At 52.0% G+C, this 23,583-nt stretch carries 25 protein-coding genes and 1 tRNA gene; 9 read left to right on the forward strand and 17 right to left on the reverse strand.

Going from position 1 to position 23,583, the window contains the following annotated elements:
- Positions 1-13: 13 nt before the first annotated feature.
- Complete coding sequence (locus tag EXY20_RS23490) at positions 14-1,687, reverse strand: sialidase family protein (protein ID WP_167859463.1); 1,674 nt, start codon at positions 1,685-1,687, stop codon at positions 14-16.
- A 375-nt stretch (positions 1,688-2,062) separates the two neighbouring features.
- On the opposite strand from EXY20_RS23490, the gene EXY20_RS23495 reads away from it, so the two are divergent.
- From EXY20_RS23495 to EXY20_RS23510, 4 genes are all read left to right on the forward strand, one after another.
- Positions 2,063-2,815: a glucose 1-dehydrogenase gene (locus EXY20_RS23495; protein WP_135554562.1), complete on the forward strand. Its 753-nt coding sequence runs from the start codon at positions 2,063-2,065 to the stop codon at positions 2,813-2,815.
- A 70-nt stretch (positions 2,816-2,885) separates the two neighbouring features.
- Positions 2,886-4,742 (forward strand): heavy metal translocating P-type ATPase, encoded by a 1,857-nt coding sequence (locus tag EXY20_RS23500; protein ID WP_235886165.1) that lies wholly within the window; start codon positions 2,886-2,888, stop codon positions 4,740-4,742.
- A gap of 204 nt (positions 4,743-4,946) precedes the next feature.
- Positions 4,947-5,393 carry an ArsR/SmtB family transcription factor gene (locus EXY20_RS23505; protein WP_207671326.1) on the forward strand — a complete coding sequence of 149 codons (447 nt, stop codon included), beginning with the start codon at positions 4,947-4,949 and terminating at the stop codon, positions 5,391-5,393.
- A gap of 2 nt (positions 5,394-5,395) precedes the next feature.
- A complete protein-coding gene (locus EXY20_RS23510; RefSeq protein WP_135554564.1) occupies positions 5,396-5,869 on the forward strand; it encodes an SRPBCC family protein in 474 nt (157 codons plus the stop codon).
- Between the two features lie 31 nt (positions 5,870-5,900).
- On the opposite strand, the gene EXY20_RS23515 is transcribed toward EXY20_RS23510, so the two are convergent.
- Positions 5,901-6,764: an SDR family NAD(P)-dependent oxidoreductase gene (locus tag EXY20_RS23515; protein ID WP_135554565.1), complete on the reverse strand. Its 864-nt coding sequence runs from the start codon at positions 6,762-6,764 to the stop codon at positions 5,901-5,903.
- A 153-nt stretch (positions 6,765-6,917) separates the two neighbouring features.
- On the opposite strand from EXY20_RS23515, the gene EXY20_RS23520 reads away from it, so the two are divergent.
- Entirely contained in the window at positions 6,918-7,340 is a 423-nt protein-coding gene (locus EXY20_RS23520) for a MerR family transcriptional regulator (protein WP_135554566.1), read from the forward strand.
- 125 nt (positions 7,341-7,465) lie between these two features.
- Here the strand turns inward: EXY20_RS23520 and EXY20_RS23525 are convergent, their stop codons facing one another.
- Entirely contained in the window at positions 7,466-7,765 is a 300-nt protein-coding gene (locus tag EXY20_RS23525) for a hypothetical protein (RefSeq protein ID WP_135554567.1), read from the reverse strand.
- A 191-nt stretch (positions 7,766-7,956) separates the two neighbouring features.
- Here EXY20_RS23525 and EXY20_RS23530 point away from each other — a divergent pair, with 191 nt between their 5' ends.
- Entirely contained in the window at positions 7,957-8,319 is a 363-nt protein-coding gene (locus EXY20_RS23530) for a helix-turn-helix domain-containing protein (RefSeq protein ID WP_135554568.1), read from the forward strand.
- A gap of 506 nt (positions 8,320-8,825) precedes the next feature.
- Here EXY20_RS23530 and EXY20_RS23535 read toward each other — a convergent pair.
- The 5 genes from EXY20_RS23535 to EXY20_RS23555 form a co-directional block, all read right to left on the reverse strand.
- Complete coding sequence (locus tag EXY20_RS23535) at positions 8,826-9,170, reverse strand: hypothetical protein (protein ID WP_135554569.1); 345 nt, start codon at positions 9,168-9,170, stop codon at positions 8,826-8,828.
- A 164-nt stretch (positions 9,171-9,334) separates the two neighbouring features.
- Positions 9,335-9,583, reverse strand: a complete 249-nt coding sequence (locus EXY20_RS23540; RefSeq protein WP_135554570.1) for an Ntn hydrolase family protein — start codon at positions 9,581-9,583, stop codon at positions 9,335-9,337.
- Positions 9,584-10,346: 763 nt separating this feature from the next.
- Positions 10,347-11,531: a DUF6575 domain-containing protein gene (locus EXY20_RS23545; protein ID WP_135554571.1), complete on the reverse strand. Its 1,185-nt coding sequence runs from the start codon at positions 11,529-11,531 to the stop codon at positions 10,347-10,349.
- A 12-nt stretch (positions 11,532-11,543) separates the two neighbouring features.
- Positions 11,544-11,927, reverse strand: coding sequence for a hypothetical protein (locus EXY20_RS23550; protein WP_135554572.1), 384 nt, complete (start codon positions 11,925-11,927; stop codon positions 11,544-11,546).
- 358 nt (positions 11,928-12,285) lie between these two features.
- The gene (locus tag EXY20_RS23555) at positions 12,286-13,845 is read right to left on the reverse strand and encodes an SAM-dependent methyltransferase (RefSeq protein WP_135554573.1); all 1,560 of its coding nucleotides are present in this window, start codon (positions 13,843-13,845) and stop codon (positions 12,286-12,288) included.
- 250 nt (positions 13,846-14,095) lie between these two features.
- On the opposite strand from EXY20_RS23555, the gene EXY20_RS23560 reads away from it, so the two are divergent.
- Positions 14,096-14,172 (forward strand) — tRNA-Met (locus tag EXY20_RS23560).
- A gap of 120 nt (positions 14,173-14,292) precedes the next feature.
- Here the strand turns inward: EXY20_RS23560 and EXY20_RS23565 are convergent.
- The 3 genes from EXY20_RS23565 to EXY20_RS23575 all read right to left on the reverse strand — a co-directional run bounded on the left by EXY20_RS23565 (position 14,293) and on the right by EXY20_RS23575 (position 15,859).
- Positions 14,293-14,649 (reverse strand): nucleotide excision repair endonuclease, encoded by a 357-nt coding sequence (locus EXY20_RS23565; protein WP_036692130.1) that lies wholly within the window; start codon positions 14,647-14,649, stop codon positions 14,293-14,295.
- 106 nt (positions 14,650-14,755) lie between these two features.
- On the reverse strand, positions 14,756-15,235 hold the full coding sequence (rlmH, locus tag EXY20_RS23570) for a 23S rRNA (pseudouridine(1915)-N(3))-methyltransferase RlmH (protein ID WP_135554574.1): 480 nt from the start codon (positions 15,233-15,235) through the stop codon (positions 14,756-14,758).
- Positions 15,236-15,268: 33 nt separating this feature from the next.
- Positions 15,269-15,859, reverse strand: a complete 591-nt coding sequence (locus tag EXY20_RS23575) for a TVP38/TMEM64 family protein (RefSeq protein ID WP_135554575.1) — start codon at positions 15,857-15,859, stop codon at positions 15,269-15,271.
- A gap of 241 nt (positions 15,860-16,100) precedes the next feature.
- On the opposite strand from EXY20_RS23575, the gene EXY20_RS23580 reads away from it, so the two are divergent.
- Positions 16,101-16,724: a DUF3298 and DUF4163 domain-containing protein gene (locus EXY20_RS23580; protein ID WP_135554576.1), complete on the forward strand. Its 624-nt coding sequence runs from the start codon at positions 16,101-16,103 to the stop codon at positions 16,722-16,724.
- Positions 16,725-16,852: 128 nt separating this feature from the next.
- Here EXY20_RS23580 and EXY20_RS23585 read toward each other — a convergent pair whose 3' ends face one another.
- Both EXY20_RS23585 and EXY20_RS23590 read right to left on the reverse strand, forming a co-directional pair.
- Positions 16,853-17,026, reverse strand: a complete 174-nt coding sequence (locus EXY20_RS23585) for a CxxH/CxxC protein (protein ID WP_135554636.1) — start codon at positions 17,024-17,026, stop codon at positions 16,853-16,855.
- 128 nt (positions 17,027-17,154) lie between these two features.
- A complete protein-coding gene (locus EXY20_RS23590; protein ID WP_135554577.1) occupies positions 17,155-18,372 on the reverse strand; it encodes a S1C family serine protease in 1,218 nt (405 codons plus the stop codon).
- A gap of 209 nt (positions 18,373-18,581) precedes the next feature.
- Here EXY20_RS23590 and EXY20_RS23595 point away from each other — a divergent pair, with 209 nt between their 5' ends.
- On the forward strand, positions 18,582-18,788 hold the full coding sequence (locus EXY20_RS23595) for a hypothetical protein (RefSeq protein ID WP_135554578.1): 207 nt from the start codon (positions 18,582-18,584) through the stop codon (positions 18,786-18,788).
- On the opposite strand, the gene EXY20_RS23600 is transcribed toward EXY20_RS23595, so the two are convergent.
- From EXY20_RS23600 to walK, 4 genes are read right to left on the reverse strand one after another with little or no spacing between them, the layout of a single operon-like run.
- The gene (locus EXY20_RS23600) at positions 18,757-19,563 is read right to left on the reverse strand and encodes an MBL fold metallo-hydrolase (RefSeq protein ID WP_135554579.1); all 807 of its coding nucleotides are present in this window, start codon (positions 19,561-19,563) and stop codon (positions 18,757-18,759) included. The genes EXY20_RS23595 and EXY20_RS23600 overlap by 32 nt on opposite strands.
- A gap of 31 nt (positions 19,564-19,594) precedes the next feature.
- Positions 19,595-20,332 carry a two-component system regulatory protein YycI gene (gene yycI, locus EXY20_RS23605; RefSeq protein ID WP_135554580.1) on the reverse strand — a complete coding sequence of 246 codons (738 nt, stop codon included), beginning with the start codon at positions 20,330-20,332 and terminating at the stop codon, positions 19,595-19,597.
- 32 nt (positions 20,333-20,364) lie between these two features.
- Positions 20,365-21,651, reverse strand: coding sequence for a YycH family regulatory protein (locus EXY20_RS23610; RefSeq protein WP_135554581.1), 1,287 nt, complete (start codon positions 21,649-21,651; stop codon positions 20,365-20,367).
- Entirely contained in the window at positions 21,648-23,567 is a 1,920-nt protein-coding gene (gene walK, locus EXY20_RS23615; protein WP_135554582.1) for a cell wall metabolism sensor histidine kinase WalK, read from the reverse strand. The genes EXY20_RS23610 and walK overlap by 4 nt, the downstream gene beginning before the upstream one ends.
- Between the last annotated feature and the right edge of the window lie 16 nt (positions 23,568-23,583).

The raw sequence follows: 23,583 nt of genomic DNA on the forward strand, positions 1-23,583 counted from the left end.
ATATTCGCCTCCGTTATCGTGTTAATCCCGACCTTAACGGATTCGACGCGGCCCCCTCCCAATCCCTGCTTAGACTATTCATGCTGCCGACTTGTATACCTTCGCCGACCTCCGCAGCAAACAAGCGAACATAAGAAATGCCGTCCCCTTGCTCGAGCTGCGGGAGCGTATTGGCGAATACGCCGTTCACGCTAACCGCTGCGTTCCCATAGGTACAATCCCATTCTATCCGCAGCTCCGCCCATTCGTCTGCCGGCAATTGGCCTCTTTCCAGAAGCACATACGGCCCTTCGTTGGCATATTGCACCGCAAGACGGCCATCGGCTTCAATCTTCAGGCGGAATAATCCCCCCTCCCGATTGTGCGGCAGCAGGAACGATTCTCCCAAACTCACATAAGTTCCGCCAAATGGAGTCCGATTTATTTTAACATGGAGAGTAAGCTCCCCCTTCCCCGCGATCGGAAAGTTCCACGTAGCCCCGGCCGGTTTCCCTGCATCTACCTTCGCAATACGCAGCGCATTGGCTTCGGCGGACAGCGCAATCACTTCGACTCCCTCATTCGTTACGGCCAAGTCATGCATATGGTCGGCAAAATGCGTTTGCGCTTCCGGTTCGACCACCCATTCGGGCCTAATACGCACCGCCTTAAAAACAAGCGTGCCCATAAAATTGGCCAAATTGACGTCGTAATAACCGACAAGCACGCTTCCATCCGGCAGCTCGGTCATCCAGGGATAACAAAACAGCTGCTTCACGTCATGCTCGCGCTTCATTCCGACAATTTGGCGATACCCGCGCCAGGTTCCGTCATCTCCGCAGATCGCCGCAACAAGCGATTGCCTCGCATAGCTGATGCCATGATGAATCGGCTCCCCCTTGCCATGATTCCAGCACATCAGAATACGGCCGTCGCGCAGACGAAGCAGGCCTGCCGGCGAATTCGAAGAAACGAAAGACGTTTGCTGCATGTCGCTCCAGCTTTCGCCCCCGTCAACAGAGAACGATTCATACAGCCTGCCGGTCTGCGTACGAATGACCATCCATATACGGCCGTCCGGCAGCTCGACCGTTACCGGTTCGACGGCACCCGATTCACTGTGGCCTCCCCCGTTATCCAGCACAAGATCGCTCGTGGAGTGTTTCCAGGTTTGACCATGATCGTCGGAAAAAATAGCCGTGCTGGTAAAACAGCCGGTTTGGCGTCTGGTCAAATAAGAGAACGACATCACGATCCGCCCGCTTCCCAGCACCGTCACATTATTGATCGACCCCGTATAGGAGTGGCCGTAATCGATTTGTTGCGGTTCCGACCACGTGTTTCCTTGATCCGCGGAGCGAATCCCCCACATTTCCACGATTCGGTCCACATAGGGAACGTGCTTATCCCAGTTGCGATAGACACAATAAATTTGATGCAGCTGGCCGATCGTATCCGCGAACAAAGCATAAGGAAGCGCCACCGCCCCGATGCCGGGATGGGAAGCGATCATTCGCGGCTCCCCCCAGGTATCTCCGTTGTCGAACGAAAGACGGCTATACAAATGCTGCGGAACCGAAGTATTATTCCAGTCGCTGTGCTCGCGGCCTTCGGCATAAATGGAAAGGATCGTTCCATCCTCGAGGGTGATGAACGGGCCGATTTTTCCCGATACGTTAATGCTCTGCGGGGCTTGCATAGTAGACATCGTAGTCTCTCCTTTTATCCTTTGATGGAACCCGTCGATGCGTTCTCCTTCTATCAACCTGTACGGCCGATACCTGTATTCTAGCCTTGAGCCGTTTCCGCAAACAGGCCCGACTTTTGCCTTTTGGGCCCCGATCATGATGTCGCGAAGCCTTTTTGCCCATGTCAAAATCGAGGCCTCCCTTCGACCTTATCGATTCTGCCGCATCAGGGGCTCCAGCATGGTGAATTCCCTGGCTCGAATCCAAGGCTACCTTTCTCGACGGCGGGTAGATTCAACAATATTGGAGAATAATCCTTATAAGTGGCAAGAGACAGCGGCGATAAAAAGGAGTATATTGGACTCATACCCATGGATGCACAGGAGGATACTTCAATGAAACTAAAAGGAAAATCAGCTATTGTTACAGGGGCCGGAGCCGGTATGGGCAAAGCGATAGCGATGCTGTTCGCAGCGGAAGGCGCTAAGGTCGCGGCGTCCGATATTGACCAACAAGCATTGGATGCCGTGGTGGCGGAAATTCAATCCGCCGGAGGGACTGCAACCGGGGTTCTTGCGGATGTAGCTAATGAAGCGGACGTCCGGCATCTGGTAGATACAACCGTTAAGTTATACGGATCGGTTGATGTGCTAGTCAACAATGCAGGCATTATGGACAATTTCATTCCGGCAGGAGAGGTTTCCAATGAACAATGGGAACGTGTTCTCGGCATCAATCTCAATGGTCCATTCTACGCCTCGCGCGCCGCGCTTCAAGTCATGCTGAAACAAGGCAAGGGGGTCATTGTCAATAACGCCTCCATCGGCGGTCTCTTCGGAGCCAGAGGCGGCGCTTCTTATGTCGTATCCAAGCACGGCCTGATCGGCTTGACGAAAAACATCGCGGCAACTTATGGACCTAAGGGAATACGCGCGAATGCGATCGCTCCGGGCGGCGTGAACACGAATATTGGAGCCACCATCACCGCGCCCCATCCGCTCGGACTCGAGGCGATCGGCCGATCGGGACAAGGGCCGATGGGTGAACCGGACCAAATCGCTCGGGTAGCCTTGTTCCTGGCCTCTGACGATTCCAGCTTCGTCAATGGAGCCACAGTGACAGCGGATGGCGGTTGGACGGCGCATTAAATTTCTTTTGGGGATACTCCCGAACGAACGCAAAGCTGCTTACTAGAGGATGAGGAGGTATCCGGTAGCCTTGAACTTTGTCAGACAGCATATATTGATCATCGCTGCCCTGTTAAGCGGATTGTTGATCGGCATCGGCTGGCTGCTGCCAGAAGATCGATCCGTTGGCTTCTTCTTGCTCGCATATCTGATTGGCGGTTATGCCCCTGGCAAAGAGGGCCTTCTGCAGCTGATCAAGAAACGGCAGCTCACCGTGAATTTGCTGATGATTCTGGCTGCGACGGGAGCCGTAATCATCGGTTATTGGAACGAAGGCGCGGTGCTCATCTTTATTTTCGCCTTAAGCGGCGCGCTCGAGAGCTATGCGATGGACAAGAGCCGCCGGGAAATTACTGCGCTCATGAAACTGCAGCCGGAGGAAGCCTACTTAATTGAAGCGGATGGATCGGAACGATTGGTTGCCATTCGAACCTTGCTTCCCGATCAAGTGATCAGCGTCAGGCCCGGGGAGCATATCCCGGTCGACGGCGAGATTATACAGGGGCAAACCTCGATTGATGAATCGTTATTAACCGGAGAACCTGTGCCAGTCGAAAAAGGTCCGGGCGCCTCTGTCTACGCCGGCACCGTCAACGGAGCAAGCCTGCTGCGAGTAAGGGTATTGAGCAAAAGCGAAAACAACAAGGTACAGAACATTATCCGCATGGTTCAATCCGCGCAAGAGCTGAAACCGGCCAATCAGCTGTTTATCGAGAAAATTGAAGCCCCGTACGTAAAAACCGTATTGCTGCTGGTAAGTGTGATGATGGTGCTTCCCCATTACGTCGTCGGCTGGTCATGGACAGAGACGGTTTATCGGGCGCTTGTGTTGCTTGTTGTGGCCTCCCCTTGCGCTTTAGTGGCCTCCACGATGCCTGCCGTGTTGTCTGCCATTTCCAACAGTGCTCGACATGGGGTGCTGTTCAAGGGCGGCATGCATCTGGAAACCATCGGGCAGCTCTCGGTGCTGGCTCTGGACAAGACAGGAACCATTACCGAAGGAAAGCCGATCGTAACCGATTTCATCCCGCGCCGCGAGAACGAACGCATGTATGTTCTGCACGCGGCAGGTTCAATAGAGGATGCATCTACACACCCCTTGGCAGGAGCTATCACAACATATGCGTTAGAACACGGGTGCCTTTTCGAAAGTCCGGAAGCGTTGGAGAATGTAGCTGGACAAGGCGTGTCCGCAGTGGTCGGGAATCAAACATGGCGAATCGGCAAGCTGCAGTTTGTCGGAGAAGCGGCTGGTGCCCTATTCCACCATGGGATCGCTCAGAAGCTAAAGAACGAGGGAAAATCGCTCGTCTTTGCAGCTGACGAGTCGGGCATTGCCGGGATATTCGCGCTGAAGGATACCATTCGCGGCGAATCTGTGATGGCGATCGCTGCGCTCAAAGCTGCGGGCATTCGCACAGTCATGATTTCCGGGGACAATGAAGGAACGGCTAAGCTTGTCGCCGAGGAGGCGGGCTTGAATGATTATGTCGCCGAATGCTTGCCGGAAGACAAAGTAAATTACATACGGAAATTGACAGACCAGTATGGCAGCGTAGGTATGGTCGGGGATGGAATCAATGATGCCCCGGCGCTGGCTACAGCTTCCATCGGGATCACAATGGGCGCGGGGAGCGGGGCTGCGATTGAAACGGGCGATGTCATTCTGGTCAAAAACGATTTGTCGCAAATCGTAAAAACCATTCAGCTCTCTCGCAAGATGCGCCGAATTATTAAACAGAATGTCTTTTTCTCCGTCGGCGTTATTCTTGCGCTGATTGCCGCCAACCTGCTGCAGATCATTACACTGCCGCTCGGCGTAATCGGACACGAGGGAAGCACGATTCTGGTTATTCTCAATGGATTGCGATTGCTTAAGTACCGCTAACCGAAACGGGCTTATGAATCATCAAAACCAACGATACGCACAAAATGATCAAATTCCCGTTATACTCGCTACATTTTTGGAACTGTCACAAAAACAAACGGATATTGTCGTGTATACGCCGCGATTTGAGGGGATGGATTCCGGCGATAACGGGAATGAACATTTCCTCGTCTTCGGGGCGGGCAATGGGGATATGCTGGCCATGTGAACGCAAAGCAATTACGAGGGAGCCAAGGATCATCGGATTATGCTCGCGCGAAGCGTCGACGGCGGGCAGACATGGGGCGCTTGACATTTCATTCAACACCGGTTATATTCAACCATATGGTTGAATATAACCTTCACCTCGACGATTTGTTCGGTTCGCTTGCCAATTCAGTTCGCAGAGATATCCTGCAGCGACTGATTCATACGCAGCTTACCATCAGCCAACTCGCCGAACATTACGAAATGTCGTTCGCCGCCGTCGCCAAGCACCTGAACGTATTAGCCAAGGCACAATTGATTGTCAAACGCCGCAAAGGAAAGGAGCAAATCGTCAGTATCGCACCGGAGGCTATCCAGCATGCGAGCCACTATCTGGCTCAATTCGAGGAACTATGGAACTACCGCTTCAATGAACTGGACAAAATTTTGCAGGAGGATGATTAATCATGTACAAAGCCAAAGTCACTGCCGAACCCGGCACGCAAAACATAGTCGTTGAACGTCTGTTCGACGCCCCTCGCGCCAAAGTATTTGCCGCCATGACCGAGAAGAACAAGCTGGAACGTTGGTGGACAGGCCCGGGCTACACCAACCGCGTCGAGCACCTTGACGTGCGCGACGGAGGTTCCTGGCGGTTTGTCCAACTCGGACCGAACGGCGAACAATTCGGCTTCCATGGGAGCTTCCATATGGTTTCGCCCGAAATGACGATCCAAACCTTCGAATTCGAAGGTCTTGGGGAACGCGGCCACGTCTCTCTGCAGAAATCGGAGTTGATCGAGATCGAACCGGGCGTCACCAAGCTGATTGCGACCTCGGCTTTTTTGAGTGTGGCGGACCGGGACGGCATGATTCAAAGCGGCATGGAGAAAGGCATGCAGCAAACGTATAACGCGCTGGATGAAGTATTGAAAGATTAATTGGGGGCGCCCCCTTCCCCCGACCTGATCATTAGCCCGAGCCCGGAAACAGCGACAGCTTATATTCCTTTCGGTAGATTTCATCCACTCGGGCCAGCACTTCGGCTCCTTGCTCCGCGAACTTCAATGGGGACGGTTTGCCTTTCGTCAGATAGCTGCCGCTTGAAACGCTGTCTTGTCGACCAAGCGCCGCATCGTAAAGCAAACCAGCCCCTTTTGACGGGGCGGGAAAGAGCAGCTTCATCACAGGTCGCAGGAGGAAAGGCAAGCCCGCCCGATTTTTCGGGTTAATCGTGTTATTGCCGCCCGGATCGACGCTGAGGACAGTGATTCCGTCTTGAGCGAATAATGGCGGCCCCGCCTCCTGCGTCCATAACGACAACGCGAGCTTAGTAGCGGCATAAGGCCCGAACAACTTGCGAAAGGAATCCGGCCGCTCCAACGTACGGGAATTAAAATGATTGAGGCCGGCGAACGCATTCGTAGACGTGTTGACGACCTTCCGGTGCTCCCCCCGCTCCAGCAGTCCTTTCAGCTCCATCATAATCAGGTACGGCGCGACCGTCTGCAGCTCATAATGGAGCTCGCGTCCTTGCGGAGAATACCGGATCTCGGGTAGGCTTCCACCGGCGTTGTTGAACATCAGATCGAGGCGGGATTCTTGTGCAAGAATGAGCTCGAGCGCTTGTTTCAATTGCCGAAAATCGGCCAAATCCGCCCGATATTCCCGCAGCCTCCGTTCCCTTGCCGCCACTTGAAGAATCGGATCTTCCGCAGGAAACGCCGATCGATTCAGACCGACGACCTGCCAATTCTCGCTTAACAGCCTGCGCGTCAACGCCAAACCGATCCCGCTGCCTGCACCCGTAATCAAAGCTGTCTTGGTCCCATTCATCTTTCTCGTCCTCCCGTCGATTTACATTGCCTCAGCCATAGTCTACAAGTTGGAGTCGACTTCAAGTCAATGGCCAACTTGCATGAGTTGACTTGGAGTTGACTCCAACTTGTATACTGGAGACAACAGGACCGATGGGAGGAATCGTGGACCATGAACGAAGAACAGACCTATACGATCAAAGAGGCTTCCGAACAAACCGGACTTCCCGCGGATACCCTTCGATACTATGAGAAAATCGGTTTACTGCCTCATGCAGAGCGGAAGCCGAACAGCCATCGCCTGTATCGTGCCGAGGATCTGGAGACGATGCGGATGATCGCCTGCTATAAGAAAACCGGCCTTTCTCTGGAAAGTATGAAGCCCTTTCTTACCCTCCGGCGGGATGAACTGATTTCCGATTACCCGGAGTTGGTCGCGCTGGCGGAAGAGCACAAACACCACATCGAGCAGCAAATTGCTTCTCTGCAGCAAATTGTCGTCTTCCTGGAGATGCGGCTGTTGCAGGCTCGGACCTTTCCGGAATCGGGGAGCTGCACCTTGGCGGAACCGGTTAAAGGTCGGCCGCGTGCGTAAGAGCTTTGTAGGGATTGGGCGATTGGCTGTCGAGTCGCCGCGGAATGCGCCATGCTGCCGCGGCGGCGTTCGGCTGCGCCAGTTTGGGCTTGCTCCGGCGTCCTTATTTTCCGGCATTCGCCGGGCTATGTAAATAGATCCGGTTCCCTGCTTCGGCAGATCAGTGCAATCACCAGTTCGGCACCATCGCGAACCCCTTTCATATACGCCTCTTCTGCCTCCTGCCCGCTGGTCGTGCTCATTTCCTCTTCCCATAGCAGCAAATCGCCCTTCAACGCATCATCCGCCTGCCGCATGATTCGCTCCGTCCTCGCTTGCACTTTCTCTCGCAACATCTTCAATCGAACCTCATCCAACGCCAGCAGCGATTGCCGATCAAATCTTGCCCGCAGCGCCTCCCTCACCCATTCCGGAAAATCGCTCATCCTCTTGCCCCTCCCCGTTAACCCGATTTGATGAAAATTGGAAGGATGTGCTCCTCAATACTAAATAAATAAAATATCAACTCAAGGAAATAATATTACTTATAAGTAAAATTATCAACGGAATTTTATATGTTTACTCCTGTCATCATTTTAATTGCTTCCCTACGCTTGTTAAGAAGGGGGACTGGGACATGGCCTCAAATTTTTCGAAGTTGATCGGGGATCGCATTCGGAACCTGCGAAAAGCGAAGGGATTTACACAAGAAGCCTTAGCTGAAAAAGCAGGCATTCATTATAGCTATATTTCCGGCATCGAACATGCGGAGCGCAACATCTCCTTGGAGACGTTAGAAAAAATTATTGTCGCTCTGGACATCGCTCCCATTGAAATATTCCAGTTTCACGAATTGGAATTTGAAAATGGCCGAACGACCAGGAAAGATGCGTTGGATGCGATTAACTCTCTACTCGCAGAGCGTACAGAGTCGGAGCTCCTAACTCTTCTGCGCGTGATGAAGGAAATCGTAGCCGCGGTAGACGCGGCGAAGAGGTAACTCGAGGTAAAAAAGCTTTTTTTTCAGTTCTTAAACAATATTGAATTCCACTTTTATTGCATGGCTGTGTATGTTTTATACTCATCATGTTATTTGGGCCTGTATGTCGCGACGCGAAGATTTCGGCTACTTGTAATATACTTCCACCTATCATCGTAAAGGCGGAATTTCGTGCGCCGCGACGCTCCGATTCCGCCCCATTTGTGATACTGACCTGACTTCAATGTTATGCGAAAAAATTACGACAAACGGACAAGCTCCTCCGGAATCATTGGGGCTTGCCCGTTTGTTTTTGCTTTTCAATCTCTCTAATCATAAATACGATCTCCATAATTGTATATAGATCATGATGCCCGAAGTCGGGAAACCTCTGCTCTTCATGCATTCCGACTGGTTTATGGTGCATGTGGCCAGGCTCGGCTACGGTTTGATGCAGCTTTTGATCATGTGGTTCGTTATGCCACTTACTTACTCTGGGTAGACAGTCTTATCCAATGACATCTAATTCACTTGTCACCGTATTCTAAATTTTCTTTCGTTTTTAACTCTTTAAAGTCAGCTTTTGTCCAACCAAATTGTTTTCCATTAACAAATCTTACTGTGCTTTTTGAATCAGGGGCATATGCAACCCAGTTTTTCGAATCATTGTTTTCCGCCGCACCAAGACGCTTAATTCCCTGGTGATCAAATAAATACATACTAATTATTCCGTTTACTTCTCGATTAAAAGATTGATGAAATGCAGAAATTAAAGATGAAGTTACCATTGATTCGAAAGAATCAACAGATACAAGGCTACGAAAACAATCAAAGTAATGAGACCTAAATTGTGTCTGATAGTCTTCATCCATCCCTATTACATTCAATCCCGGATTTGTAATTCTCGGCATAAAGTTGTTAGAATGAATCGTAAATAAACTCCATTTTTCTCGCTGTGAATCATAAAGACAAATAAAAAATGAAGTTGGTAAGTATGTACTCCTCCATTCTGAGCTTATTAAATCACTTATAAAAATTACAATATCGTGTATATTCCCTTAACTTTGGGTATTACTGCCTCAATCGCTAGATTTGCACGATAGAAATCACCAGCATATGCAATAACTAATGAATCATTTAATATAATAATCTTCTGGGCTTTATCAGTGTATAATGTTTCTCGCAGACTGATTTCTGACCTAAACACAACTCTACTATCACATGCAAGATAAACTTGATTCATAAATTTGTCTCCGGCAGACACCATTGCTGCAACAACAGTCATCAGAGTCACCTCTATTTAATAAAATAAAACGTTACCGAAAATGTATTCACTAAAATAAAAACGAGCCATTTCATGGCAATTTATGGAAATAAAAGCGAGTCACGGAATTATCAATTCTCTCGGCCTCTTGTAAGCTAGAGTTTACCGTCAACTGGCAAAGAGGAAGAAAAGGAGGATCACGGTGGCTCAATTTCATCTTATCAAACATTGCATCGAACGAGAAGAACTCACCCAACGAGGAACGTCTAAGAAGCTAAGGATTTCCCGAAATAGACAAGAAACATACGCGGGCCGAAAAGCCGCCGACTACCGCGGAACGCAAATGAACCTACAGGGAACGAAAACTACGAGAGGAAACCGAACGAATTCTGATCGACGAGTGGCTTAAGGAGATTAAAGCGTTTGGGGCAAACAACGACATACGGCGGCGATCATCCTTCACCAACTTGTAGACGAGTATGGATTCAGCGGCTCGGAATCGAACATTCGCCGACTGGTGCGGAGCGTGAACTGACCAGATTGCCCTAAAATTCATGGATCATCAGTTACTAATGAATGAAGAACAAGGTAAATGTGAAAAAAATCTGGCTATGTGACACGTTTGCAACTTATCGGTCATGCTTGACACGGCTAGGGAATACTCTTTTTATCCCTCTTTTCTTGCGGCAATTCTAGTAGATCATGATAGAGTCTGTCACACTTTCAGAAATAGGAAGCTTCCTAATAGATCAAATATAATAGCACTGTAGCCCATATAAATGAGCTACCGTGCTATTATATCAACCAATGTATAAACCGTTATCTCCTTCCCTGTTAGAACATTTATTTCCACATTCTCTTTTAAAATCGCTTTAACTTCTAACGGCACTGTATACTTTGTATTTTTCAACTGCTCTGATATTTTACCATGAATATGTTCTTCGCCAGCAGTTATCAAGTTAAATTTATTACGCTCTACATTAACACCGACAAGTTGTCCATGGACAACTATATCATTTTCCTCTTTCTTTGTCTCCTCATTCATTGCTTGTATAGCCGAATTAATTGACTCCCGATCAAGCCTAGAATACATGTACTTCTCGTTAGGCGATGCCCATTCCGCTGTGAGTTCCACATCCTCATTCTTTAACAAATTTAGAAAATCATAATATATTTTGATAGCTCTAAGATTATGCCCACCAAGGGCCTCTTTAAACTTCGATTTATTTTTGGTAGAGTCGATGAGTTTCATTACTATCTCTAAAGTATTCGATAGGTCAGTATCACCGAACAAATCTGTTTCAGCGTTAGATTCTAATCGTACTCCAAAGGAAGCAGCATAACAACCTACTGCCTTTAGTTTAAACTTTCCGACACTTTCCTTTGAAAGCTTGTGTCTACCTGCTTGCTTTTTCTGCTGTGGAAGGAAATTCACCAGGTCTTGAGTATATAAAAGCGCCGAACCCAGAACTGTAACATCAATTTCATTATCATGCTGACCTTTAGTTGAAAATGATAAATCTAATACATCACGTTTACCACGCTTAGCAGATTCAATAGTACTTTCCTGTTTCGGTAATAAAAAGGGAGGGTGGGGCTCTAAATAATTGGATATTAAATATGAATCTGTGTCTGGAAGTTCTTCTTCTCGAATACTTGATATGGCTCTTTCACGTACTTGTACCTGTCCATATCCTGAAATTGGAGTAACAACCTCAAGAATAGCTCCTAATGTTGACTCAGTGATAAGGTCCCTCATTGATAATTTGCCCTGACGAATTGAAACTAATTGTCTCTCATTCACTGAGACATAAAACCAAGTGTCGGACTCTGAATTTGTATCTATCCAGTTGGTCACATAAAGTTGACCATTTTCATTTATACATGAAAATATTTTAGGACCATCGATATACTCAAAAACATCTACAATTGTAAGTTCACCTAATGGTTTAGGTAGTACAAAATCCATGATCTTGCCCCCCTACTTAAACAGGTGATGTACAGTTTGCCCTCTGTAAATCCACCAGTCAACATGAGAGGTTACTGTTGATTCTGAAACCACACCTGTACTAGCCTTAATTTGTCCCATAACAATATGACCATGACGTTTAAAGGCAGGAATCATTTTCTTTTTCCTACTCGCTTCTTGGATATCCTTAAAAACAGATACTGAAGCAGCCTCACATTCCTTACCTGGTGGATACTTTCTCCCTGATTCTATATGACTTTGAAAGTCCTCTTCTTTAGGCGGATTGTTTAAAGTTAATCGATAAACATCATTTAAATCTTTACTCTTGGCCGAGTCCGGCGGACAGTTAGTCACGGGCATTTGACTTCTATACTTATTATTATAACCAATTTCCAATTAGACCTACTCCTCAGGAAAAAAATCCAAAGTGTTGAGTCCATTGTACCAAACTCTATTACCCTTGTAAGTAAAAAATTCCATAGTCCTCCCAAACGATAGGCCGGGTACAATATGCTGTTTGAGGACAACCCAAGTTGATTTACATGACGATTTTTCACAATCATTGCCGTCACTTATGGTAAGGACCAGCCTAACGGGTCTATCAGCGAAAATTATGAAAGGAGCTGCCGCGGCATACTCCTCTCTGGCAGAAAGTCTTTTTCACTCCCATGAGGTTGCAACTACCTGCACCCGGAAAGCGGCAACCTTTGACGAGAAGTTAACGTCCTGGACTGCCGCCATTTATTGGACCCGACTAGCCCAACTCCAATTTGTTTAACAATTCCAATGCCTCTTCATGATCAGGCTCGAGTACTAATAATTTCCGCACGTAGCTCAGGGCATCTTCGTCTAACTCTAACTCGAAACAACAAATAGCCAGACAATAAAATACGGTCGATACGATCTCATCTTGTTCTTGATGTATCGAAATTTCTAAAAAACGCTTGGAGTCCTCGTACATTGCCATCTCAAACAGTAGCAGCCCGGCATCGAGTGCCAAATCATAGCGCTGCTCCATAACGTAATACGATGACCACATAAGCTGTATGCCTTTCGAAATATCCTGCATTTCTTCATCGTTTGCATCCGGCAACAGACTAGAGATCCGCTTCGTACTTTGAATGAAAAATTCCGCATCATACCCACCCAAACGCCAAAAACTCAAGATTTGTTGTAGTCCCATGCTATCTAGATTGTGATCTACCCATATCTTCAAACTGAAAAACTCATCCGGACCAAAACGTTCCATACATCGACGATAAGCTAATCTTGTATTGAAATAGCTCATCGGTTTATCCATATTGAGAATACAGCCAACGTTTATATTCTTATAATGATGCGGGGGAAATAGCGCGATGGCTCCTCTTCGTTCAAAAACATGCTGAATCGCATGGTAGTTTGCCGTTAAAGAAAAACTTCCATGCAGGATCAACTCTGGCGGTTCTGCGAATTTCCAGTTATCAAGCAAATGATCTCCCTTGTCTGCCGTTATTAAGAGGAATCCCGTCACCAGAGACAGCCGATTCAAACGCTCCAAACAAGTGATTCCGGCAACTGGAAACAATATATGCGAATCTTCTAGTTGTTCCTGATAGATTGCAATGACATCACGGTATGGATAGGTTTCTTGTTCGTACTCGGGTGCCCGCCGATACTCATAATGCAAAGCTATTTGTTCTAACCATTCCGATGGTTTAAGTGAATCATGAAGTTCGGGATACTCGACAAAAACATCGGCTTCATAAATTCGACCATCATCTACATAAATCAACTCTTGTGGAATGCTATCAAAAAAGTAGTTGGCAACAATGACTAACGGTTGTTTTAAATCTCCTTCACTAATCGTTGTGCCTGATACAACAAGGTTCAGAACCGTATCATGAACAGCATCAAACCTCGCAAAATCGAGTAATCCTTCGGCAATAAAAGTTTGTAGAGCAGGATGCTCCCTCCAGGCCAGAACATTGTTTATCGCCAAATCCGTCATAATATAACGGAACGGAGGTAGCGAAGTCCCCGCATAGTCTCTTAACTGGCGCAACTCACTTAACACATGAAAAGCAAGACGTCCCGCTCCTGCTCCGAGCTCCACAATCATAACAGGTTCCAAACAATCTTCCTTATTCGCCCGATCTTGAAGAAACCCAACTATCATTTCGGCATAGGAAGCAGCGATCATCGGATTACTCGTTATATATTGAGGAACTTGGTCATTATTCCAAGCCTTCGTTCCTTCTTTTTCATAGTACTTCCGCTGAATATTCCATATGGGCGCTTCACTAAAGCGGTAGCGTTGTTTTTTATTAAATGTCATTACAACTTATCCTGCTCTCTGAAAGTTATAAGACGGCTAAAAAGTGAAAGGAGCACCGCAGCCGCCATTGGATGGTCCGTTTACATCCATACTATGAATTCTAACATAGGTGCAAAACATTCTTGCTTTATTCTCAAGTTATTTATGGAGTGTGTAATTCAAAAGCCCCGTAAGCTTGCATATTGGCTCGAATTGCTGTAGTATTAAATTTCCGGTCAACGTTAAAGATCACAATACTTAGTTACACTGTCGCGGGGTGGAGCAGCCCGGTAGCTCGTCGGGCTCATAACCCGAAGGCCGCAGGTTCAAATCCTGCCCCCGCAACCAACTTACAATTCTAGCTCGGCATATAGATCAAAATGCCTTTAACCCGCTGAACGTGGATTAAGGGCATTTTTGCGTTATCATATAATTTCGTGGCTCCTTGGGCAATAGGAGCTCTGTCTATTATTTGTATAACACCTTGTCTACATTGTACTTAGCCTTATATTCGTTGATAATGTACGTCTCGTATATTTCTCTATGGACGGGATCCTCGACTAAACAAACCTCGATTCTGATCACTTCCTCCCGCTTCTCTTTGATGACCGATACCGTATCCTCGAAATGCTTCTTGATTCTGGGTCTTAGCTTTCGTGCCTTTCCAACGAATAGGAGTTCATCCTTATCATTGTAGAACATAAAAATCCCCGCTTTATCTCTTGGAATCAGAATGAAATCCGTAAACCCGTAAATATGGCTTAATTCAGGGGCCTTCTGTTTGTAAATCGTGACATCCGGAGTCGGAATCGTTATTTGTATCATGAACATTCACTCTCTTTTCTGCGTCATTGTTATTTTCAGTTCGGCATCGAACAGATTGCGGGCAATACAAGCGCTTTGCAAGTTTTAAGAAAAAAATTTTTCGCCGTCACTTATGGTACGGTCGTCCCTTCATAATTGTAAACCCCCGATAAACCTGCTCCACGAGCACTACTCTCAACAATTGATGCGGGTAAGTAATTCTTCCAAAGGATAATTGAAAATCGGCGCGGCGGAGGACATCCGGGGAGAGGCCAAGCGAGCCGCCGATGACGAAGGCGAGCTGGCTGCGGCCATAGGTGCCGAGGCGGCTCATATGGTCGGCGAGCTCCTCCGAGGAGAGCAGCTTGCCGTCGATGGCCATGGCGATGACGTACGCGTCAGGCTTCAGCTGCGCCAGGATGCGCTCACCCTCGCGGGCGATGACCTGCCGCTCTTCCGCCGCGCTGAGCGTGTCGGGCGTTTTGTCGTCGGCGACTTCGACGATCTGCACTTTGGCATAGGGAGCGAGCCGCTTCATATATTCGGCAATGCCGTCGGCCCAGTACTTCTCCTTGAGCTTGCCGACGGCGACGATGGTAATGTTCATACGAGCAAGATGCCTCCGTGCGAAATCTTGGGATTAGCGCGTATACCGGGCCTCCAGCTTGCGGCCCATGAACCAGATCACGACGAGCATAACAGCGACGAGCACCAGCTTCCACGGCGTCTTGAGCAGGTTGCCAAGGTCGTGGCCGGCCAGCGACACGATCAGGATCATGATCGCCTTGCCGAGCAAGGTGGCAATAAGGAACACCCGCACGGGCAGCTTGGAGATGCCCGCTACGATGTTGACGAACGCCGAAGGCGTAAACGGAAAACAAGCCAACACGAACACCGGCGTAAAACCGCGATGTTCGACCCACTCGATAAATTTCTTCGTGCGCGGGTACTTACGCTCCACGAAACCGCGGAACCGCCCGCCGAACCGGCGGAAAAACAAGAATACGCACATCGCCCCGGCCACTACGCCGATCCAGGACAATAGCGCGCCCTCCCACAGACCGTAAGCGTTGACGTTGGCAATCACGATCGCAATCAACGGCAGGATCGGCAGGAACGCCTCCACGAACGTGGCCACAATGCCGGGCAAGGGCCCCAGCGCCTCATACCGATTCAATATATGCTGCACGTCCTCCCAGGACATGCCGGAAATCGTATCGATCCAACTCATTCTGGAACCATTCACCTTTCCACAGGGCTGCGCTCGTTCGGGCTTGTACGCTTGCTGGCAGCAAACGGGCGCCCCAACGATTCCCGATCAACTTTAACTATACTGGCTCAATCTGGATAAAGCAAACGGCGTGACAGGCCGTCGCAACTTTTGCCCGCCGCCGGCGCGATTCCTAGCGAACCGGGACGAGACATGGCGCATAGGCTAATGTAACGGGTGCTTTGACGAAGGGGGCGACGCCATGGCCTTGTTTCAATTGCCGGTTGCGATCCAGTCGCATGTGTTCAAATCGGGCGAGACCGCGATCTATTATCCGCGCATCGTCGGCTTGCCGGACCGGCAGGCGGAGGAGCGGATGAATCGCGCCATCAACCAGACGGTGCTGTCGCTGCAGCAAGAGCAGCTCAACACGCTGCCCGGCGCGCCGGAACAAATGACCGGCCACTTCGAGATCAAAACCAACGAACGCGGCATCCTCAGCATTCTGTTCACCAACTATGCTTACGCTCCACATATGGCCCACGGCAACACGGTGGCCAAATCGCTTACGTTCGACACCCGGACCGGCGCGATCGACACGCTCGCCAGTTTGTTCCAGCCGAACGCGAATTATGTCGCCAAGCTGTCCGCCATCGTCGCCGAACAAATCAAACGCCGCGAAATTCCGCTGTTGAACGGCTTCCAGCACATATCGCCGCAGCAGCCATTTTACCTTGCGGACAAGTCGCTTGTCCTGTACTACCCGCTTTACGAGCTGTCGCCTTACTACGTCGGCTTCCCGATGTTTCCGATCCCGGTCTACGACATACTCGATATCGCCGCCGAACAAGGCCCGCTCGATCGGCTCGCCGCAGATATCGCTTAACTTTACTGATACGAATCAACCCGGCGCTGCGTTGCAACGGCGGTTTCCAACCTTCAAAAAAAGGCTGCCTGCCACCAACCTTCCGGTGGACAAGACAACCCTTCTGCATAAACAATTGAGCAAGCAAGCTATACGACCAGAAATCGCCCTTCGCACGAGCAATCCCGTTCTTCGCAGCGAACCGGCGGCTTCCACGCGCGGAACGTCACGTCACGCAAGTCGACGATGTCCGGCGCTTCCTCGTACTCATCCACGAACCGGTCGATCGCGATTTCCACATGATCCTTGCATACGACATACATCTGCTGCCAATCCCACCCGATTCTGTTGTTGTCCATTCGTGGTCCCCTCGCCGACCGTCCGGCTGTCCGCAACCCAAGCCCATCCCGCCGCCGCCGCCGAACGGTGTCGATCAAACGCTCCGACCCGTTTACTTGTCGGTCAGCTCGCCGAGCGTCAGGTTGACGCTTGCTTTTTTGCCGGCGCGGTAATAGGTGACGGCGATTTTGTCGCCGATCTTCTTGTCGTAGTACAAGTACTTGCGCAGCGCGATCGTCCCCGAGATCGGCTTGCCGTCCAGCTCGATGATGACGTCGTTCATCTTCAGCCCCGCCTCTTTGGCCGGACCGGTCGTGTCCAGCACGATGACGCCCGCCTTGACGGACTCCGGCAGCTTCAGCACTTCCAGCCCGCTCGTGAACGACTGCAAATCCGCAGGCGTAATGCCGATGTACGGCCGCTTCACTTTCTTGTCGCGGACAAGCGTGTCGAGAATCGGCTTTGCCTGGTTGCTCGGAATCGCGAACCCCAGTCCTTCCACGCCGGTGTCGGCATATTTCAAGCTGTTGATCCCGATCACCTGGCCGTCCAAATTGACCAGCGCCCCGCCGCTATTGCCCTGATTGATCGCCGCGTCGGTCTGGATGACTTCCATCTCCCAGTCGGCTTCCCCATCGGACGCGAGCGACACCGGAATCGTTCGCTTCGGCCAACTGATGATACCCGCCGTCACTGACTGCGACAGCTCCAGCCCCAGCGGATTGCCGATCGCAATGACCGATTGCCCCGCCTTGAGCGAATCCGAATCGCCAAAGTCCGCGACCGTCTTGATGCCGCCGGCATCCGTCTCCAGCACCGCCAGATCGGTCATCCGATCGCTGCCGACCAACGACGCCTTGCGGCGATCGCCGTTCGACAAAATCACTTCGTAGCTCGTGCCGCCTTCCACCACGTGGTTGTTCGTTACGATTCGCGCTTTATCCCCCGTCTTCTGGAAAATAACGCCCGAACCGATGCCCATCCCTTTCACTTTATCCTTGTCCTGGAATGTGCTCACGACGCTGACGACCGCCGGCCCCACCTTGGCGGCGGCGTCGACGGCGCGGTCGCGGTTGTCGGCGGCCGTCGTGCCCTTGGCCGGCACCGGACTCGGAGCCGCCTCCGGCTGCGTGCCGCCGCCGTGCAGCTGGATCGCGCCGCTCACGCTCAGCGCCCAGAACAACACCAGCATGAGAAGGGCACCGCCGGCACCGGCGATGAGCAAGGAAGGGAATGTCCCCGTTCGCTGCCACGACCGAAAGCCAGGGGAAGCGCCGCGACTCCATTTGGACACCTTGGTTGAATAAAAATCGTCGCGAAACAAGCTCATCCCGCGCTCTCTCCCTTCATCGCCGCCGGTCACACGACACGAGCCGCACTTTCGTATTTTCCCAATCGCCGGTCAAAAGCAAGAAGCAATTCCGATCGCGATCGGAATGTTTTTTCCAATACGTGCCTACAATAGTAACATACCCAATTTACGTCGCGGTCAAGCCTGCCGCGCCCAAAGCGCACCGCCGAAAGGAGCGTCCGAACGCCATGAACCGTCTCTTGTCGCCCATGGAACAAGTCGAACTGGTGGCCAAGCTCGCCGACCTGAAAGATCAGCACTACCGCAGCCTGCTCATGATCGGCGTCCTGACCGAACTGTTGGTCGAGAAAGGCATCTGCTCCAAGGACGAACTGGAAGCCAAAGCGGCCATGCTCGACTCGCTCAGTCTTCCGCCAGCACATCCCATTTCGTAGGCCGGTCGTAGTAAGTATCCATCAGCTGAAACACGCGCTCCTTGATCGTAATGCCATGATCGCGCAAAATATTGGCCACCGTCATCCGCGCCAAGTCCATCATGTTGTGGTCCCGGCTCAGATGCGCGAGATACACCCGCTTCGTCCGGCCGCTCAGGATGTCGCACAGCGCCTCCCCTGCCGCTTCATTGGACAAGTGCCCGATGTCGCTCAGGATGCGCTGCTTGATGTGCCAGGGGTATCTGCCCATGCGCAGCATCCCCACGTCGTGGTTCGACTCCAGCACCAACACGTCCGAATCGGCGATCGCGTCGCGCACCTTCTGGCTCATGTAGCCAAGGTCGGTCGCTAAGCTCAGCTTCTCCGTACCGTCGCGGAAGCAATAACCGACCGGCTCGACCGCATCGTGCGAAATGCCGAACGACTCGATCTGCATCGAGCCGATTTCGACCTGCGCGCCGGTCGGCAGAATGCACCGCTTGGCGGCGACAATTTCGCCGATATGCTTGTCCAGCTGCTTCCACGTCTTTTCGTTGGCGTAGACGGGCAAGTTGTACTTGCGCGCCAGCGCGCCAATGCCTTTGATATGATCCGAATGCTCGTGCGTCACCAGGATCGCCTGCAGCACGGCCGCGTCAAGCTCCCGCTCCTCCAGCAGCTGAACGACCCGCTTCGCCGGCAATCCGGCGTCGACGAGCACATACGTTTCCCCATTGCCGACAACCGTCGCGTTGCCCGTCGATCCACTCGACAGGTTCGTAAACCGCAATCCCATGTAGGTTTCGTTCCTCCACTTGCGCTCCCGCTTACTTGACCTGCGATTGCAAGCCTTCGATTTCCCCGTTGTACGCCTTGATATAGATCGGATTGCCTTCCGCCAGCAGCACCCGCCAATAAGGGAGCAGCACTTGCGTTTCCGAATCGTATTGCTGGCCGTGATAACCCAGCTTGATGTCGGTGATGATCGAGCCGTCCGGTATTTTCTCCGCCAGCGCGCGGATGGCCGTATACGCGGAAATGACCTTCTGCTCCTTCTGTTCCCCTCCTGATTGTACTTCAACATAGGTCTGTTTGTAACCCGAAATTTCCCCTCCGGAGACAAACAGTTGCAGCGTCGCATCAAACAGCGGCACATTCTGCTCGTTCTGGTGCAGCACGTACACGATCTCGGTGCTGATCGCCGGATCCGCGCTGTAAAGTGCGGCATGCGGCACCTTCGCTTTGGCCAGCAGGTCGCGGAACCCGCTCTTGCCCGGCATGCCGCTGACGCGCAGCGGCGTAGTCAAAGCGACGACCGCCGGGTTGCGGCTCTTCTCGTCCACCTTCACCGTCAGCTGCTTCATCAGCGGCGTTTCCTCCGGCACTTTCGTCAGCACGCGGATGCTTTTGCTCTCGAGCAGCTTGTTCGTCTCTTCGATCAAACTCTTCTTGTCGGCGGCCGAGGTGGATTGGTCGAACCGCACGGCCCACAGCTGATACCCGAGAAGCACGTTCAGGAAGAAGAACGAAACGATCAATATCGTTTTGGCGCGGCTCCAATCCACCTGGCATTCACCCCCGACTTTTTGAACTTCCTCTAAAGAAAATCGTACGTGCCGTCGCGTAGTTCTACTGCCCACCGCGGCATCAGTTCCACGGTTTGGTCGATGACGCTCGCCTGGTAGGCAGGGAACACGGCGACGACGTTGAACCGCTTGCCGTAAGCCAACAGCATATCGTCCAGCGCTTTGCCTCCGGGCAGGGTGACGTCCGTTTTGGCCGCGCCTTTGCCGTCGAGATTAATCAACGAACGCTCGTAGCTGGAAACGACGCCCTTCTGCAGCGACACCTTGATATAGCCGAACTGCGACGGATATGCATTGATAATCGGCATGCTGTCGACATACTGCCGGAACAGGAACGTCTGCGTCCCGACCGCCGTCTTCGGCGTCAACCGGCTGTACAGGAACGTGCCGTTCCAGCCGCCGTGCTGGTTGATGTACTGAATCGCCGACACCAGGTTCTCCCGGCTGTCGCTGCGGCTCTCGACCGACGTGAAAATCGGATCCGTGTAACTGAGCCAGTGCTGGTCGCCGCGAATTTGCAGCCCTTTTTTGCCGTCGGTGTAGATTTGGGTACCGTCCCGTTCCAGCAGGAACCGCGTCATCTCCGGATCGACGAACAAGCTGCGCTTGAGCTGCTCCGACGTAAACTGCGTGTACGCCATCTTCACCGCGATCGCCGTAATCGGATCGTCGGGCAAATAGTAGTCGCCGTTGTCGCTGTGGTACGTGGGCAAATAGGCGCCAAGTCCGACGTACTTCTCCACGTCCTTGGCCGTCACGTCCGCTTTGACCGCTTCGTACATGATCTGCGGGTTGTCGGTGAAGAAGAACGTCTTCACCTCTTCCTTGCCCGGGTTCATATACATCCAGATGCGGGTAATCAGGTCGTTGTCGAGCGGCACGTCTTCCTTGATCGGCACGATGCTCTGCAGCGCGTGCAGCGGGATGCCCTCCTTGAAGCGCACCTCGAAGCCCGGCTGGTTGTTGCGCACGTCTTCCCAGTTGACGGTGCTGCCGATCAGCCCCGTTTTGCGCAGGCCCTCGAAGCTCCGCTTCCTGATGAAATCGTCGAAGATCATGTGGTAAAACTGATGATTCACAGGCAGCAACGTATGCTTCTTCGCGCCAAAATGCAGGACAATTTCCTCGGGAAACAACACTTCCTCCAGCTCCGCCTGGGTGCCGCTCAACTGGGTTTCCACATAATCGGTCGGCGTGACCATATCGAATTTGGGCGAGCTGTACGCCAGGAAGTAGCTTTGCACCAGCGATGCGACGACAAGCGCAGTGAGCGCGAATGATTTGAATTTCTCCATCATACGGCTTCGCCCCCCTCCAGGGCGGCGGGAAGAACGAAGCTGACCTTCGTGCCGCGGTTGTATTCCGACTCCAGCGCGATGGTGCCTCCATGCGCTTTGATTATTTCCCGGGCAATCGACAGCCCGAGCCCCGTGCCGCCCATGTTGCGCGAACGCGCCTTGTCGACGCGGTAGAAACGCTCGAAGATGCGGTCCAAATCCTTCTTCGGAATGCCGATGCCGTTGTCTTCGACGGAGAAAGAGATCGCCCCGTTCTCCAGCTTGCGCGCGGAAAGGTCAATCCGCCCGTAATCGGCCGTATATTTGATCGCGTTGGAGACGAGATTGTCGAGCACCTGGTCGATCTTGTCCCGGTCGAGCAGCAGCCGGTCGATGCCGACCTCCACGAACAAGTAAATCGAAATGTTGCGCTGCTGCAGTTGAAACGAGAAACGGTCGGCCACTTCCTCCAGCATTTCGGTCACGTCGGTCCATGACCGCTCGATGCGCGCCTGGTTCGAATCGAAACGCGACAGGTGCAGCAGGTCGCTGACGAGCCGGATCATTCGTTCGGTTTCGCTGCGCGTTACGCCGACGAACCGCTGCGCCAGCTGCGGCTCCTCGAGCGCGCCGTCGTCCAGCGCCTCCAGATAGCTCTTGATCGTCGTCAGCGGCGTGCGCAGCTCGTGCGACACGTTCGCCACGAACTCGCGCCGCGCCCGCTCCAGCTCCTCCTGCTCCGTGACGTCCTGCAGCACGACGATCGTGCCGGTGACGCCCTTCTCGCGGCGATGGATCGACGTGAACGTCGCCCGCAGTTGCCGCGACTCTTCGCCTTCCGGATCGATCGTTTCGATCAGCGTGGAGTTCTCGCCGCGGCCGGCGCCGTCGAACCGCTCCGCTCCGGCGCCAGCACCGGCTGGCCGGGCCGAGGCCAGCTTCAGCTTCTCCTGCGGCAAGCCGAGCACCGCGCCCAGCTCGCGGCCAATCGGCTCGTTGTCGCCGAGCTGCAGCATCGTCTTCGCCCGGTGATTGACAACGATGACCCGTCCGGCATCGTCCGTCGCGATCACGCCGTCGCTCATGTTCGCCAGAATCGAAGCGAGCTTGTCTTTCTCCTCTTCGTTCAGCGCCAGCGCGTCCTTCAGCCGCTCGGTCATTTCGTTGAACGCCTGCCCGAGCTGGCCGATTTCGTCCTGGTTCGCGACCTTGACCCGCTGGTTGTATTCGCCCTTGGCGACCGAGGTCACCTGACGGGTAATTTCCTTGATCGGACTCGTAATCGTGTGCGACAAAATAACCCCGAGCAACGCTGTCAGCGCCAGCGCGATCAGCGTTCCCGTGAGGAAGATGCGGTTGACCCGGTTCGTTGTTTTGTAAATGTCTTCGATCGACGCCGCGATATAGACGGCGCCGATGATTTTGTCCCCCGGGCCGCTGACCGGCTTGACGATGACCTTCTTGCGCGTGCCGTCCGTATCCGTAATCGTGCGCTCGTTATCGTTGTCCTTGATGTTCTGCAGCGCCCGGCTGACGACCTGCTGCGTATTCTTCTGTCCGACGATCGCCTGCGCGTTCTGCTGCGACGTGCTGAGCACGATGCCGTTGGCGTCGATGATCTGGACGTCGGCGTTGCTCACCTTGTACCAGTTGCTGACGTATTCGTTCAGCTCGCTTGTCGGCGTCTTCTTCCCGTCGCCGGCCGTCGCCTTGCTGGCGCCGCTCTCCTGCGTTGCGGTAAGCGCCGAACCGACCAGCTCCGCCAGCAGGCCCGCCTGCTGGTTGAGCGACTCCGTGTAGTTGCTCATGAACGAATTTTCCATCGTCTTGATGAAATAGATGCCGATCAGCTGCATCGCGAACAGAATGAGCAGCACGTAGATGATGATCAGCTTCGCCTGAACCGTGCCAAAAAAATGGTTGCCCTTCGCCTTCACTGGGAAATCCCCCCGA

This window comes from Paenibacillus cymbidii (genome assembly GCF_004764705.1).
GTDB classification, from domain to species: Bacteria; Bacillota; Bacilli; order Paenibacillales; family NBRC-103111; genus Paenibacillus_AN; species Paenibacillus_AN cymbidii.

Bases quoted from the DNA above. Each gene is read 5' to 3' on its own strand.
- EXY20_RS23530 (WP_135554568.1), top strand. From the start codon at position 7,957: ATGGCCTCAAATTTTTCGAAGTTGATCGGGGATCGCATTCGGAACCTG.
- EXY20_RS23585 (WP_135554636.1), bottom strand. From the start codon at position 17,026: ATGTATGTCGTATGCAAGGATCATGTGGAAATCGCGATCGACCGGTTC.
- EXY20_RS23580 (WP_135554576.1), top strand. From the start codon at position 16,101: ATGGCCTTGTTTCAATTGCCGGTTGCGATCCAGTCGCATGTGTTCAAA.
- EXY20_RS23555 (WP_135554573.1), bottom strand. From the start codon at position 13,845: ATGACATTTAATAAAAAACAACGCTACCGCTTTAGTGAAGCGCCCATA.
- EXY20_RS23495 (WP_135554562.1), top strand. From the start codon at position 2,063: ATGAAACTAAAAGGAAAATCAGCTATTGTTACAGGGGCCGGAGCCGGT.
- EXY20_RS23510 (WP_135554564.1), top strand. From the start codon at position 5,396: ATGTACAAAGCCAAAGTCACTGCCGAACCCGGCACGCAAAACATAGTC.
- EXY20_RS23525 (WP_135554567.1), bottom strand. From the start codon at position 7,765: ATGAGCGATTTTCCGGAATGGGTGAGGGAGGCGCTGCGGGCAAGATTT.
- EXY20_RS23535 (WP_135554569.1), bottom strand. From the start codon at position 9,170: ATGGATGAAGACTATCAGACACAATTTAGGTCTCATTACTTTGATTGT.
- EXY20_RS23565 (WP_036692130.1), bottom strand. From the start codon at position 14,649: ATGATACAAATAACGATTCCGACTCCGGATGTCACGATTTACAAACAG.
- rlmH (WP_135554574.1), bottom strand. From the start codon at position 15,235: ATGAACATTACCATCGTCGCCGTCGGCAAGCTCAAGGAGAAGTACTGG.
- EXY20_RS23520 (WP_135554566.1), top strand. From the start codon at position 6,918: ATGAACGAAGAACAGACCTATACGATCAAAGAGGCTTCCGAACAAACC.
- EXY20_RS23610 (WP_135554581.1), bottom strand. From the start codon at position 21,651: ATGATGGAGAAATTCAAATCATTCGCGCTCACTGCGCTTGTCGTCGCA.
- EXY20_RS23575 (WP_135554575.1), bottom strand. From the start codon at position 15,859: ATGAGTTGGATCGATACGATTTCCGGCATGTCCTGGGAGGACGTGCAG.
- EXY20_RS23600 (WP_135554579.1), bottom strand. From the start codon at position 19,563: ATGGGATTGCGGTTTACGAACCTGTCGAGTGGATCGACGGGCAACGCG.
- EXY20_RS23590 (WP_135554577.1), bottom strand. From the start codon at position 18,372: ATGAGCTTGTTTCGCGACGATTTTTATTCAACCAAGGTGTCCAAATGG.
- EXY20_RS23540 (WP_135554570.1), bottom strand. From the start codon at position 9,583: ATGACTGTTGTTGCAGCAATGGTGTCTGCCGGAGACAAATTTATGAAT.
- EXY20_RS23595 (WP_135554578.1), top strand. From the start codon at position 18,582: ATGAACCGTCTCTTGTCGCCCATGGAACAAGTCGAACTGGTGGCCAAG.
- EXY20_RS23515 (WP_135554565.1), bottom strand. From the start codon at position 6,764: ATGAATGGGACCAAGACAGCTTTGATTACGGGTGCAGGCAGCGGGATC.
- EXY20_RS23490 (WP_167859463.1), bottom strand. From the start codon at position 1,687: ATGTCTACTATGCAAGCCCCGCAGAGCATTAACGTATCGGGAAAAATC.
- EXY20_RS23545 (WP_135554571.1), bottom strand. From the start codon at position 11,531: ATGGATTTTGTACTACCTAAACCATTAGGTGAACTTACAATTGTAGAT.